Genomic DNA, 14,839 nt, shown 5'->3' with positions numbered 1-14,839 from the left:
TTATTCACTTAAAAATGAGGAAGCAGGCAACCCTGCTTTATTAAACAGATTGGGTTGTGCAGTGTTGCTCCATCCGTAGCGTACATATATAGGACTTTCAACTTTTTTAGAATGCACAATCACAGTATTGTTTTTGATCTTTGCTTCCGCAGGATGAAATATTTTGTCTGCTCCTGCAATCTCAAACTGTGTCGTTTTTTTTGTAGTAAAATGAAGTCCTTCAGCATTATCGAAAATAACGGTAAGCTTATTTTTTTGTACTGTAATACCTTTGTAAAAAGGAGACTTTACCTGTTTATTCAGTACTTTATAGTGTGACTGTAAAGCAATTTCAGCCAGGCGTACACCGACCGGTTTTTTATTTCTTGGATGTATATCATCAGTAGGGCTTACGTCACTAATTACCACCAGGGCAGTATTATCAACCTCCTTAAGTACTTTTCGCTGGGCATCTCTTATAATTACACCACTTGGATATTCGCTGCCATAATTGTACGGTGCTATTTGAACATAATAGAACGGAAGGTTTTCTTTCCATTGTTCCCGCCATGATTTTATGAGTGCCGATAGAGTTTGGTCATACACTTCAGACCCTACATTGCTTTCGCCCTGATACCAAAGAAAACCTGAAATTTTAAGCCCTGCAAACGGGTGTATCATTGCGTTATAAGCATACCCCGGCTCAACAGGTCCCCATTCTGACGGTTGAAGTTTCGATGCTGCATCCGAAAGTGTTTTGTTATTTGAAATAATACCTTCGGGAATCCAAATCTCTGCTGGTGTGCCACCCCAGCTTGAATTAATTATACCGATTGGTACATTTTTAAGATCTTCTTTCAGCCGTTGGGCAAAAAAGTAACCAATGGCACTAAAGTATTTCATTGTTTCGGGAGTGCAGGGTTGCCAGTTCCCCGGTATATTCATTTGAGGGGTAGAGTCTGCAAGTAAAGGCACAGAAAAGAATCGTATATCCGGATAATTTGCTTTTGCTATTTCTTCGGCGGCATTGTCTATCCCTGCATTGGCAGACCACGCCATATTAGACTGACCCGAACAAAACCAAACCTCGCCGAGCATTACATTTTTTAGAGTAATTTCGTTATAACCTTTAATATTGATAGTATAAGGCCCGCCTGCTTGCGGTGTGTTAAGCGTTATTTTCCAAAAGGCGTGGTTGTCGCCTTTAGTTTTAAATTCTTCTTTTGTCCACCCCGTACTTACTGTAATTTCTTCTCCGGGGTTTGCCCATCCCCAAATTGTAACTTCCGAGTTTCTTTGCAACACCATATTGTCTGAAAAGAATGAAGGTAGGTTTATGTTAGCATAGTTATTACTACATAATGAGGCAAGAAGGATAACAAGATAAACACGCATACTATTCATTTATAAGTTTTTGAAGGAAAGGAGTCAATTGAGAAGCCATTAGTTTATCATCTTCAATTTCAGGATGATATCCACAGCCATGAGGTGTTACTTCGGTAAACTTAAATACAGAAATAGGCTTATGATTTTTTTCGTTATTAAAAGTGTCTTTAATCTTTGTAAGGCACTTTACAAATAATTCGTTCTTCTCGCCGCTAACCATTGGGCTGTTCAGCAATACAATTTTAGCATGAGGGTAATGAGCATATATATTCCTTATAAATTTAATATAGCTATCTATATATTTATTTTCATTAAAAGGCAGTCTTGGCTTTATTTTATCGCCTTCAGAAAAATCATTTGTACCAAGTGCAATGCAAACTACATCGGGCATAAAGCTAAAATCGTAAGGTTTAGAAGTATCTGTATTTAGGTATAAGTTATTATATACATCGGGTATAATGGCTTCTTTATCATGCTCATCATTCCAGTTTCGGTACATACCAAAACCGGAGACTGAACTTAGCAGATAATCTGCATTTAAAGCTCTTGCAGCTATTGGAGCATACGAATAATATGCATTGTGCTGGTCGAACCATTCTCCTTCACCACAAGGCAACGCACTTAGGTCATTGCCCATGCCGCAGGTAATAGAATCACCTATAAATTCTATTTTCTTTCTCTTTTTCTCTTTAGTTTTTTTGATATCTCCTGTAGCGCCCAGAAAAGTAATATTGCCATTAGCGGCTTCGGTAGCTTTATAGATCGCTACGGTATGAGTTCCCGATTTAGTTTGATCGACTGTAATTTCGGTAGGTGTGCTCTCAATTCTTTTACGTCCTATGTATTTACCGTCAATTTCTAATGCGATATAGCCATGATGCAGTTTGCCCGATTTAAGTACGACAGAACATTGTTTTCCTTTAAATGTAAAGTTCACAGAGGATGCTGAACCTATCAATATTATACTATCTTTAAAAATCTCGGTTCTTCCTTTTACAGTATATGCCGTTTTGAAATCTATTTCGGTAAAGCTTAAAAATGAGCACCAAAGTAGCGCTGTAAGTAAAATGAAAGGAAACTTTTTAATTGTGAACATCAGTAATATTATTTTGTGACTAAAATACGAAATCGCTGTAGTCGCTAATAATACTATATTATCATTTCATTAACGTAATATATTGCCTTCTTAACCATTCTGAATTTCAACTATAACTACAACGATTGATATATGAAAGAGTAAAATGTATTAATAACCAGGTTATTAGATCTTTAATCGTGAGAATTGCGTTGTAATTATATAATATACAATTGATTAAATAATATTATTTGTAAGGGTACTATATAATTTATATTTGAAATTGATGGTTTGTTATTTTTTACAATAAGTAGAATTAATATAAAATTATCATCAATTTATAATATGAAAAATAAATTTCTGGCCTTTTATATAGTAATTGTACTTCCGTTCGTTGCCTGTTCAAGTCAGGATAAAATCACAGAAACTGAAACGCCTGAAAATATTTCTACACAGGTTGACCCCGTTGTAGCAAAAACAACAGGTTTTTTTCTTGATACCTGGACGCCAAAAAATCTGGATTTGCCGGTATCTTTTACAGAAGCAACAGTTCCAACAGCAACGGCTTCAACAGTGACCGTCGATTATGCAAAAGTACTTACCAAAATACCATCATCTATATATGGTAATAATGCCAATCTATGGTCGGGTAAGATGATTAACGATGCAACGCTGGTTAATGATATAACAAACCTGAAACCTAACATTATCCGTTTTCCTGGCGGAAGTATAAGCGATGTATATTTCTGGAATGCTGCCAGTATCCCAACAACCGCACCATCATCACTAATAAAAGCCGATGGAACCGTAGAACCATCTAATTTTTGGTTCGGGTTAAATGATGCTGACTGGACTATTTCACTAGCTAATTACTACGAATTATTGCAATCCACAAACAGTAAAGGTATAATCACTATAAACTACGGTTATGCACGTTACGGTACGGGTGCAAATCCGGTTCAGGATGCAGCGAAACTTGCAGCCGACTGGGTTAAGCATGATAACGGAAGAACACAGTATTGGGAAATTGGTAATGAGGTGTATGCCGATTGGGAAGCAAGCTACCGCATTAATACAGCGGATAATAAAGACGGCCAGCCAGAGCTATTAAATGGTGGTTTGTATGCCCAGCATTTTAAAATTATTGCCCAAGCTATGCGTACTGCTGCTGCTTCGGTAGGGAATACCAATATCAAAATTGGTGCAGTTATGGTTGAGGGGGCTCCTGCAAGTTATTTACCCGAATGCCATAAAACATGGAATGCCAAAATGCTGCAAAATATTGGTGAGGATGCAGATTATTATGTAATACACAATTACTACACTAACTATAATACGAATTCTAATGCTGCCGAAATATTGGAAACCCCTAAAGTAAAAACGGCAGAAATGATGACGTTTGTAAAATCGGAGCTTTCTTCAAATGTAAAAGAGGTTAAACCTCTTGCGCTTGATGAATGGAATATTTTTGCAGTTGGCAGTAAACAGCAGGTGTCTCATATTAATGGTATGCATGCTGTGTTATTATTGGGCGAAGTGCTTAAAAATAATATTGGCTTGGCTGCCCGTTGGGATTTTGCCAATGGCTGGGCTAACGGCGACGACCACGGTATGTTTAGTAATGGAGACGAGCCTAACATACCAAAAGGTACTCCCAGGCCTGCATTTTACCATATGTACTATTTCCAGAAATGTATGGGAGACAGGCTTATTGAAGCTGTTAAAGATGCATCGGGAAATTATGAAGTATATGCTTCATCATTTTCGAACGGTAAATTGGGACTGACTTTTGTAAACAAAGCATCTTCTGCGATTAATGTGAAAATAAACCTTAAAAACTTTGTAAAAGGTAACAGAATGTACTGGTACAATTTAGTTGGTGATAACGACAATGGTGAGTTTTCCCGAAAAGTAATAATTAATGGTTCAGGGCCTTTATTAACAGCAGGAGGGCCGTCTGGGTATAAGGACATAAAACCATTTTCTGCTACAATAGGTGAAACTCCAAACGTAACGCTACCGGCAAGATCATCAGTATTTGTAATAATAGATAACCAATAACATAATGACATATAAAAACAAGCTAACACCATTTTTACTAATATTACTAAGTTTCACCCTCATAAATTGCAGTATACAAAAACCTGAAAAAATCACTGTAAAAGGGCAGCAGTTCTTTAAAGGTGACAAACCCTATTCTTATATTGGAGCCAATTATTGGTACGGTAGCCTGCTTGCTTCAAAAAAAGTAGGTGACAGGGCGAGACTGCTTCGCGAACTGGATTTAATGAAAAAGAATGGTATAGATAATCTGCGTGTTCTTGTGGGGGCAGATGGAGGTACCTACGATTTTACCGTAAGGCCGGCGCTTCAGTATGAACAGGGTAAGTATGATGAGGATTTATTAGATGGGCTTGACTTTTTAATTGCTGAAATGGGCAAGCGTAATATGTATGCGGTTTTGTACCTTAACAACAATTGGGAATGGTCTGGCGGTATGTCACAATACCTGGAGTGGAACGGCTACGGAAAAATTCCTATTGCTAACATTCCTCCTAATACATGGCCGCAGTTTATGAAGTATACTGCCCAATATCATAGCTGTGAACCTTGTATGGAAGCATTTAGAAAACATATCAAATTTATATTGGGTAGAAGGAACCGGTACAATAAAAAGAAATATACAGAAGATACAGCCATAATGGCGTGGCAGGTGGGTAATGAGCCAAGGGTGTTTACTCCCGAAAATGAAGTGAAATTTACAGCGTGGCTTAATGATGTTGTAGATTATATAGATTCATTGGATAGAAACCATCTTATATCGACAGGGTCTGAAGGTAAAGCCGGGTCTAACGATGACCTTGCTACTTTTGAAAGAACACATAAAAATGCAAATATTGATTATTTAACAATGCACATATGGCCAAAAAACTGGAGTTGGTATAAGGCAGAAGATCCGAAAAATACTTTTCCGGATGCATTAGTAAAGGCTAACGCTTACATAGACGAGCACATTGCTGCCGCTACACGTTTAAATAGACCGATAATTATAGAAGAATTCGGTTTACCGAGACAGCATGAAATCCTTCTTGCCAATTCTGATGTTAGCGACAGAGATGCACTTTACACATCCTTTTTTGACAGGCTGCTTAAAAGTCAGCAAAACAAGCAATCATTGGCAGGCATTAATTTCTGGGGATTTGGAGGCGAAGGCAAAGCTGTAAATGCCGAAGGCAAATGGAATGTAGGTGATACTTTTACTGCAGATCCACCTCAGGAACCTCAGGGATTAAATTCGGTTTTCGCCTCTGATATCAGTACTTTAAAACTGGTTAGGGATTACAACAGTAAGCTGAATGAACTTCAGAAATAATTCTAATATAAATAAGATAATACTTACTATTTCCGTTTAAAAAAATCTATTTTAGCGTTCTTTAAATTAAAATGCCAACTATGAAATTAATGCCTTACCAATTATACGTTGTATTTCTTCTACTATCTGTTTTTACATCTTCTGCACAAAATAATTTAGGCAGGGAAGAATATTTAATAGATAAAGGATGGCATTTTTCTTTCGGACATTTATATGATACCAAAAAAGACTTTGACCATGGTACGGCTTATTTTTCCTATCTCACAAAAACGGGAAATGGCGACGGTCCAGCCGCCGCCGCATTTGATGACAGGGCATGGAGAAAACTGGATCTTCCTCATGATTGGGCAGTAGAGCAGACGTTTAGTGAAAAAGGTAGCTTTAGCCACGGATTTAAGGATGCAGGTAAAGGTTTTCCGGATAAAAGTATTGGATGGTATCGTAAAAAAATAACCATTCCCAACAGCGATCTTGGGCGCCTAATAACCCTAAAATTTGATGGTGTTTTTAGAAACTCGAAAGTATGGTTTAACGGGCATTTTCTGGGAACTGAAGAAAGCGGCTATAACGGATTTGAGTATGATGTTACAGCATACATCAAGTATGGTGAAGAAAATACAATTGCCGTTAGGGTAGATGCTTCAATGGAAGAAGGATGGTTTTACGAAGGAGCAGGCATTTACAGGCATGTACATCTTCAAAAAACAAATCCATTGCGAGTTGCTACAAATGGCACTTATATAACAACAGATATTAAAAGCGGTTTTGCAGATGTAAATATTGAATCCACTATTGAAAACAAGGGAACATATAAAGGGAGTGTAACAGTACAGCAAACAATTTTTGATCCGTCAGGGAAAGAAGTTGTTTCTGTTACAGAGAATACTAATGCGCCGGATTTTTATAAATCGCTTAAGCTTGTGTCAAAGCTAAGAGTTAGTAACCCGTTGTTATGGGATATCGACACACCCAACCTGTACCGCTTAGTAACACAGGTAAAACAAGAAGGTAAAACTGTAGATTTATACGAAACAGTTTTTGGGATACGCACTGCCTATTTCGATCCTGAAAAAGGCTTCTTTCTAAATGGTAAATCTGTAAAATTAAAAGGTACAAATAATCACCAGGATCATGCAGGCGTAGGTACAGCATTGCCTGATGGATTACAGTATTTCCGTATACAGAAGCTAAAAGAAATGGGATCGAACGCCTATCGTTGTTCACATCATCCTCCGACACCTGAACTACTGGAGGCATGCGACAGGCTGGGGATGCTTGTTATAGATGAAACAAGACTAATGGGTATCAACGATTACCACCTTGATAATGTAAAATACATGATTGAGCGCGACAGGAATCATCCAAGTATTTTCTGTTGGTCTGTTGGTAACGAGGAATGGGCTATAGAGGGAAATATTACTGGTGAACGCATTACAAATATTATGCAGTCTTTTGCGAAAAGTATAGACCCAACACGACCGGTGACCGTTGGTTTAAGTAGTGGATTTAAGAGTGGTATCTCTTCTGTTGTTGAAATTATTGGCTATAACTATATGGGTAATGGCGATATAGATGCACACAGAAATGAGTTTAAACAGCAGCCTGGTATGGGGACAGAAGAAGGCTCTACGTTTACAACGCGTGGTATTTATTTTAAAGATGATGAAAAACATTACCAGACAGCGTACGATCTTAAACCACGTCCAACCTTTTACACTATAGAAGAAGGGTGGAAATTTTATGCTGCAAGGCCATATCTGGCAGGAATGTTTATCTGGACAGGATTTGATTACCGTGGCGAGCCAACACCATACGGCTGGCCTTCGGTTACGTCATATTTTGGGATGATGGATGTTTGCGGATTCCCGAAAGATAATGTCTATTATCTTAGATCATGGTGGGGTAGAGAATCCGTTTTACATATTATGCCGCACTGGAACTGGCAGGGTATGGAGGGCAAAGAAATAGATGTCTGGGTACATTCTAACTGCGATGAGGTGGAACTTTTCCTCAATAAAAAAAGCCTTGGTAAAAAGAAGATGGAATTGTTAAGCCATCTTGAATGGAAAGTGATCTACACCCCCGGAACATTAGAAGCCGTTGGATATAAAAACGGTAAAAAAGTGCTTACTGATATTCAGAAAACTACCGGAAATGCACAGGCTATAAAACTGGTTTCTGAAACGATTGCTAAAACAAATGACGTGGCTGTTGTATCTGTAGAAGTTACAGATAAAAACGGGCTCCATGTACCTACTGCCGACAATGAGATAACTTTTTCTGTAAAAGGAGGAAAAATAATCGGGGTGGGAAATGGTAACCCAACATCTTTAGAAAAAGACAAGTTCATCGATGATCTGGCTCTTGTACCGATAACAGATTTACAGGAGCAATCTGTTACTACAGCTGACTTACCTTCGCAATTATCGTCATATCCAAATGATAAATGGAAGGAAGCTTTTAAAGACAGGGATTATAAAAATTTAGCTCCTGCATATGTTTATAAAGGGCAATTTGAATTGGGTGCAACAACAAAAAGCGGTATAGTTTCGTTCTATTACCAAAAGTTAGGGGTTAATGCCAGAGTATTTGTAAATGGAAATATCGTTGAGCCATCTAAAGAAGATGCCCAAAAATATATTTTGAATCAGGATATACTTAGGACTGGTAAAAATGACATTTATATTGTTGCCACACCAATACATAAAGTACGTGAATGGGATGTTATAAATATAAATCCTGGAGTAATTCAGGTTATAACTCCTTCTGAGCCATGGAAAAGAAAATTATTTAACGGACTCGCTCAGGTAATTATACAACCTGATGGAACAGGAAACAAGATTATTTTGTCCGCTACATGTAACGGATTAAAAACGGGTACATTAGAGATAAATTCTAAGTAATAACTATCTGATTTCTTAACGCTAACGGAGCATTATGGAAAATCGTAACATTTTGTTTGAAAAATATTTTTTTGGCAGGATTTGTGTTACGTCAATTTAATGTGATACTTTTGCAAACTAAATGAGGATAAATAAAATACATATAGGTTTACGTGCGTTGTGGGTGCTTATGGCATTACACATACTAAACTTTAGTATTGATAACCCTCACACACTTTTTGAGCATAACAAAGTTGATAACGACTTTGAAGAGGTGGATAGTGTTGTAGAGCTTGTTCTTGAAGATGTTTTTGGTATTGACAATGCAATACCCGAGCATCATAGCAAAACGCCGTTGAGCCATAAGTTTAATGCAAAGAAAATGGTATGGACGTTTGAACAGACAGAACCTTTAAAATTTAGCGAGCCAATGGCTATAAATTTTAAAATCGTTGTGCCCGACGTTCTTTACAAAAATCCTATTTACGATTCACCTTTGGTGAATATTTTCTCCCCGCCGCCCGAGGCTTAAAATACTATTTATCTGCCGGCTCAGCATTTTGCTGGGGTGCTTTTGCGTATTCCTGTTTTTGGAGTATATCCGGTATATCTATGTTTTGCACAAAGCTGCATTACTATTTCTTACATAGTATTTTAAACACAATTTTATCATGGAATTTAAAAATAAATTCTTTGTCTGGATAGCTGTATTGTTTATCCAGGCAGTGGGTATGGCGCAGGCTCCTGAGTCAGTCACGCTCACTATAAAACAGGCCGAGGAACTGTTCTTTAAAAATAACTTTATGCTGTTGGCACAGCAATATAATATAGATAAAGCCGGAGCGGCAATCATTCAGTCGAAAGTCTATCCTAATCCGGAAGTTACTGCCGATGTTATTGCTTATGAAGCGCAGAACGATAAATATTTCCCAACGGGTAACGGTAACAACTTTGTAGCCGGGCTTGAACAGGTAATACTAATGGGGGGTAAACGCCGTAAACAAATAGAGATTGCTAAGCTCGACAAAAAGATTGCCGAGGCAGAACTTACAGATCTTACCCGTAATCTTCAACTCGAAATATGGCAATCATTTTATACACTTCATCATCAGCAAAAGCTGATTGAAAAATATAACGGCCTTTTAAGTAAACTTCAATCGCTTATAACCAGTTATGAGGCTCAGGTCGCCAAAAATAATATTGCACTTAAAGATTTAGTCCGTTTAAAATCGGTTTATGTTAAGATCAACAATGACAAATCGGAAGAGACTGCAGTACTTATAGAAGAGCAATCTAAGCTTAATATTCTGCTGGGAACAAATGCAACAATACAAACAGTGTATACCGGAACAGATGCTGTTTCTTACGCAGGTAAACCCGTTTTGTATGACTTTGTATTAAATCAGTCGTTAGAGAACAGGCCCGATCTAAGCCAGGCAAAACTTGAGATAGAATCGGCTAAACTGAATGTTTCGCTACAGAAAAAACAAAACATCCCGGACATTACCCTAAGGGCAGGTTACAACCAACAGGGTGATGCATTTTTGCATCAGTACAACTTAGGTATAGGTATACCACTTCCAATCTTCGACAGGAACAGAGGTAATATACAATCGGCTAAGATAACCCAGGAGCAACAGACCCAAAATGTTTCTTATAAACAGCTGGAAATACAAAATCAGGTCTTAGCTGCCTATCAGAATTTTACCCGAAGCGTAGATGAATATAAGAACATCAATGCAATTATTAATCAGGATTTTGATGCCGTATTTAATGGTATTAACACCAATTTTCAGAAAGGAAATGTGTCTATGATTGAATTTGCCGATTTTTTTGAGGCATACAACGAAGCACAGACCGAAGTGGAAAGAGTGAAGAAACAGCTTGCTATCGCAGCAGCGCAGATTAATTATGTAACCGGCACAAATAACTTTTAAAAATGAAAAAATTTAAATATATATTCCTTTCAGCAGTAGCAGCATCAGCTTTAACCGGATGTTCTAAAAAAGAGGAAACACATACCGAAGAGAATAAAAAGTTTGTAATGAGCGACACGATGTATAGCACCAGCACTTTTGCTGATGCTAAAACAGAAGATGCCCAAAACGAAATTAGGTTGTTTGGAAAGGTAACAGCCGAGAATAACAATATGGCTCAGGTATTTCCGGCAGTTGGCGGAAGTGTAATAACTATTAAAGCTGAATTAGGCGACTATGTAATGCAAGGTCAGCTACTGGCTAGTATTCAAAGTAGCGAAGTAGCAGGTTACCAAAGCCAAACTAGTGATGCCGATGCCAATGTTAGCATTGCAGAACGTAACCTTCAAAGTGTGAAAGATTTATACGATGGTAAACTGGCGTCTGAAAAAGAGCTGGTAATGGCTAAAAAAGAGCTTGACAAAGCGCGTGCAGAAAAAGAAAGAATGACAGAGGTAAATAAAATTTATCGCCTAAAAAGTGGGTCGGTTTATAATCTGTATGCGCCTATTAGCGGTTATGTTGTAGCCAAAGATATAAGCCCTAACGAAATACTAAGTAACAGTAGAGACGAGGCGGTATTTACTATCGCAAAGCTTGATAACGTTTGGGTTTTGGCTAATGTAAACGAAAGCGACCTTGCCAGGATTAAAGAAGGGCAGGAGGTTAGCATACAGACCATTGCTTACCCTGACAGGAAAATTACAGGAAAAATTGATAAGATATTCAATGTGATAGACCCTCAGACAAGGGCAGCAAAGGCACTTATAAAAGTACCTAATGCAGATGGCTCTTTAAAGCCTGAAATGAATGCTACTGTAACGGTACATTATTCAGAGAACCAAAAATATATTACTGTACCGTCTGCATCGGTAGTTTTTGATAAGAACAAAAACTTTATCATGGTGTATAAAGCCAAGGATGATGTAGAAACACGTGAGGTTTCTGTTTACAGGGCACTGGACGATAAAACATACCTTTCGGGAGGCCTTAAAGAAGGCGAAAAGGTAATCGTTAAAGGTAATTTATTGATATATGACGCTATTAACGATTAAATTAAACAGCAATGAACAAGTTAATTAAAGGCATAATAGGGTTTTCCCTACGCAATAAGCTGTTTACCTTTTTCTGGATTGGTGTAGTAGTTATTGCAGGTATTATAAGTTATAAAAATATTCCCGTTGAAGCATTTCCGGATGTTACCAATACACAGATAATTATAGTAACACAATGGCCGGGACGAAGTGCCGAAGAGGTAGAGCGTTTTGTTACATCTCCGGTTGAAATTGCAATGAACTCGGTGCAGAAAAAAGAAAATGTGCGCAGTGTTACCATGTTTGGGCTTTCTGTTATAAAGATCATTTTTGATGATGATGTAGATGACTTTTTTGCCAGGCAGCAGGTGAATAACCAGTTGAAAAATGTACAATTACCGGATGATGTAGATCCGGAGGTGCAGCCGCCATATGGCCCTACAGGTGAGATTTTCAGATATACATTAAATAGTAAGGAGAAGGATACCCGTGAACTGCTTACCATACAAAACTGGGTAATAGACAGGCAGCTAAGGGCGGTACCTGGTATTGCCGATGTTGTGGCTTTTGGTGGGCGTGAAAAAACATATGAGGTTGAGATCGACCCTATTTTATTACAGAAATACGAACTCTCATCCCCACAGGTATACGAAGCAATAAGCAACGCCAATGTAAATGTTGGTGGGGATATTATTGAAAAGAATGGGCAGGCGTACGTTGTCCGGGGTATTGGTTTGTTGGATTCACGGGCAGATATTGAAAACACTATCGTTGCCGAATCTGATGGTAACCCTATACTTATCAAAAACATAGCTAAGGTTACAGAGTCTAACATTCCGCGTGTGGGACAAGCGGGACTTAATGATAATGATGATGTTGTAGAAGGTATCGTGGTAATGCGTAAAAACGAAAACCCATCTGAAGTACTGGAACGCCTTAAGGAGAAAATAGAATATGTTCAGGCTAATGTATTGCCTAAAGATGTAAAAATGGAAACATTTTACGACAGGGACAGGCTAATGGAATATTGTACACATACGGTAACCCACAACCTTGTTGAAGGTATTATACTGGTTACTGTTATTGTATTTCTTTTTATGGCCGACTGGCGTACAACACTTATTGTATCCATCATTATTCCATTATCATTACTCTTTGCATTCCTCTGCTTAAAGATGAAGGGTATGAGTGCCAATTTGCTTTCGCTTGGTGCGGTTGACTTTGGTATTATTATCGATGGGGCCGTCGTCATGGTGGAAGGACTCTTTGTGACGCTAGACCAGCTCCAGCGGAATGTTGGTGTTGAGCGTTTTAATAAGCTTTCTAAACTTGGACTTATCCGTAAAGCCGGATCGAAACTGGGTATTGCTATATTCTTTAGTAAACTTATTATTATTTCGGCATTGCTTCCTATTTTTTCTTTTGAGAAAGTGGAGGGTAAAATGTTCTCCCCATTAGCATGGACACTTGGTTTTGCACTACTAGGTGCGTTATTATTTACGTTGACGTTGGTACCGGTGTTATGTTCAATCTTACTGAACAAAAATGTAAAGGAGAAGCACAATGTATTTGTTGAATTTTTCAATAAAATAGTTGCTAAAGGGCTTAATGTAACTTTTAAAAATAAGAAGATATCTATTGTAGTGTCGGTTGTTATACTGGTTGTTACATTGTTTTCTACCCGTTTTTTAGGATCAGAATTCCTTCCTCCGCTTAACGAAGGAGCACTTTGGGTTACTGCCGAATTACCAATAAGTAACTCGCTTACCGAAAGTGTGAAAATGGCGAAGATCATCCGTAAAGAATTAAAAGAATTCCCCGAGGTTGATGACGTATTATCGCAAACAGGGAGAAGCAATGACGGTACTGATCCTAATGGATTTGGTTTTCTTCAATTTCAGGTAGACCTTAAGCCAAAAGACGAGTGGACGAGAGGCGTTTCTCAGGATGAACTTATCGAGGAAATGAACCATAAGTTAAGCCGATACCAGGGTATTACATGGAATTATTCGCAGCCTGTTATCGATAACGTTGCCGAGGCTGTAGCCGGATTTAAAGCATCTAACGCTGTGAAGATCTATGGTGATGACCTTCAGGTTCTCGATAGGCTTGCTAACGAAGTAATGGAAAAGATTAAACACATAGATGGTGTTAAAGATGTTGGTGTGCTTCGTAACCTGGGACAGCCGGGGATAAGCGTTAAGTTTGATGAAGAGAAAATGGCGCTATATGGCGTTCAGAAAAACGATGCGCAAAGCATTATAGAAATGGCTATTGGCGGTAAAACAGCTACCCAGAAATACGAAGGTGAGAAGAAATTCGATATAAGGCTGCGTTACCAGCAGGATTACCGTAAGGATGAGCAGGACATTATGAACCTTATGGTGCCAACGCTTCGTGGTACTAAAGTGCCGCTTAAAGAAATAGCAACACTGACTACCGAAACAGGCCCTGCACTGATTTACAGGGATAATACAAAACGTTTTATCGGGGTGAAATTCTCGGTACGTGACCGTGACCTTGGTAGTACTATTGCCGATGCACAGGCAAAGGTTAAGGCTGTGAAAGTTCCGGAAGGTTATTCTATAGGCTGGACGGGTGAGTACGAAAACCAGATTCGTGCAAGTGGCAAACTGGCTCAGGTGGTACCAATATCGTTAGTGTTGATATTTGTACTGCTATTTGTAATGTTTGGTAATATAAAAGATTCGCTGCTTGTACTGGTAAACGTACCATTTGCAGTTATAGGAGGTATCCTGGCGTTGCATTTAACCGGAATCAATTTTGGTATATCGGCAGGTGTAGGTTTTATTGCACTCTTGGGAATTTGTATTCAGAATGGTGTAATTCTCGTCTCGGAATTCCACACGAACCTCAAGAACAAGCTTTCATTAACAGAGTCTATTATTGAAGGTGTAAAATCGAGAACAAGGCCGGTAGTTATGACTGCACTTATGGCTGCTATCGGACTTATGCCTGCAGCATTATCTACAGGTATCGGATCTGAATCACAAAAACCTCTTGCAGTTTCTATTATCGGCGGACTTGTAACAGCAACAGTATTTACGCTATTGGTATTCCCTAATTTCTTTTACTGGGCAATGCGCAAGAAGCATCAAAATATGATGGAATAA

General features: G+C 38.4%; 9 protein-coding genes. 7 read left to right on the top strand and 2 right to left on the bottom strand.

Annotation, left to right across the window (positions count from 1 at the left end; all coding sequences use genetic code 11):
• Nucleotides 1-1,383: a sialate O-acetylesterase gene (locus ALW18_02955; protein ID AOE51563.1), complete on the bottom strand. Its 1,383-nt coding sequence runs from the start codon at nucleotides 1,381-1,383 to the stop codon at nucleotides 1-3.
• Nucleotides 1,376-2,461, bottom strand: coding sequence for a GDSL family lipase (locus ALW18_02950; GenBank protein AOE51562.1), 1,086 nt, complete (start codon nucleotides 2,459-2,461; stop codon nucleotides 1,376-1,378). Before ALW18_02950 ends, ALW18_02955 begins: the two co-directional genes overlap by 8 nt.
• A gap of 324 nt (nucleotides 2,462-2,785) precedes the next feature.
• On the opposite strand from ALW18_02950, the gene ALW18_02945 reads away from it, so the two are divergent.
• The 7 genes from ALW18_02945 to ALW18_02915 all read left to right on the top strand — a co-directional run bounded on the left by ALW18_02945 (nucleotide 2,786) and on the right by ALW18_02915 (nucleotide 14,839).
• The gene (locus ALW18_02945; GenBank protein AOE51561.1) at nucleotides 2,786-4,501 is read left to right on the top strand and encodes an alpha-L-arabinofuranosidase; all 1,716 of its coding nucleotides are present in this window, start codon (nucleotides 2,786-2,788) and stop codon (nucleotides 4,499-4,501) included.
• 4 nt (nucleotides 4,502-4,505) lie between these two features.
• Nucleotides 4,506-5,813 carry a beta-mannanase gene (locus tag ALW18_02940; GenBank protein AOE51560.1) on the top strand — a complete coding sequence of 436 codons (1,308 nt, stop codon included), beginning with the start codon at nucleotides 4,506-4,508 and terminating at the stop codon, nucleotides 5,811-5,813.
• Between the two features lie 80 nt (nucleotides 5,814-5,893).
• Nucleotides 5,894-8,716 (top strand): beta-galactosidase, encoded by a 2,823-nt coding sequence (locus tag ALW18_02935; GenBank protein AOE51559.1) that lies wholly within the window; start codon nucleotides 5,894-5,896, stop codon nucleotides 8,714-8,716.
• A 121-nt stretch (nucleotides 8,717-8,837) separates the two neighbouring features.
• Nucleotides 8,838-9,227 (top strand): hypothetical protein, encoded by a 390-nt coding sequence (locus tag ALW18_02930; GenBank protein ID AOE51558.1) that lies wholly within the window; start codon nucleotides 8,838-8,840, stop codon nucleotides 9,225-9,227.
• A gap of 139 nt (nucleotides 9,228-9,366) precedes the next feature.
• Nucleotides 9,367-10,632 (top strand): hypothetical protein, encoded by a 1,266-nt coding sequence (locus ALW18_02925; protein ID AOE51557.1) that lies wholly within the window; start codon nucleotides 9,367-9,369, stop codon nucleotides 10,630-10,632.
• A 2-nt stretch (nucleotides 10,633-10,634) separates the two neighbouring features.
• Entirely contained in the window at nucleotides 10,635-11,726 is a 1,092-nt protein-coding gene (locus ALW18_02920; protein ID AOE51556.1) for an RND transporter, read from the top strand.
• 11 nt (nucleotides 11,727-11,737) lie between these two features.
• Nucleotides 11,738-14,839 (top strand): cation transporter, encoded by a 3,102-nt coding sequence (locus ALW18_02915; GenBank protein AOE51555.1) that lies wholly within the window; start codon nucleotides 11,738-11,740, stop codon nucleotides 14,837-14,839.

The organism is Flavobacterium psychrophilum, assembly GCA_001708385.1.
Lineage (GTDB): Bacteria > Bacteroidota > Bacteroidia > Flavobacteriales > Flavobacteriaceae > Flavobacterium > Flavobacterium psychrophilum_A.
Note: the sequence above shows the minus strand (reverse complement) of the source record. Positions and strands in the feature narration are given on the sequence as shown.

Coding starts and splice junctions, on each gene's coding strand:
- ALW18_02955 (AOE51563.1), bottom strand. CDS start 1,383: ATGAATAGTATGCGTGTTTATCTTGTTATCCTTCTTGCCTCATTATGT.
- ALW18_02950 (AOE51562.1), bottom strand. CDS start 2,461: ATGTTCACAATTAAAAAGTTTCCTTTCATTTTACTTACAGCGCTACTT.
- ALW18_02945 (AOE51561.1), top strand. CDS start 2,786: ATGAAAAATAAATTTCTGGCCTTTTATATAGTAATTGTACTTCCGTTC.
- ALW18_02940 (AOE51560.1), top strand. CDS start 4,506: ATGACATATAAAAACAAGCTAACACCATTTTTACTAATATTACTAAGT.
- ALW18_02935 (AOE51559.1), top strand. CDS start 5,894: ATGAAATTAATGCCTTACCAATTATACGTTGTATTTCTTCTACTATCT.
- ALW18_02930 (AOE51558.1), top strand. CDS start 8,838: ATGAGGATAAATAAAATACATATAGGTTTACGTGCGTTGTGGGTGCTT.
- ALW18_02925 (AOE51557.1), top strand. CDS start 9,367: ATGGAATTTAAAAATAAATTCTTTGTCTGGATAGCTGTATTGTTTATC.
- ALW18_02920 (AOE51556.1), top strand. CDS start 10,635: ATGAAAAAATTTAAATATATATTCCTTTCAGCAGTAGCAGCATCAGCT.
- ALW18_02915 (AOE51555.1), top strand. CDS start 11,738: ATGAACAAGTTAATTAAAGGCATAATAGGGTTTTCCCTACGCAATAAG.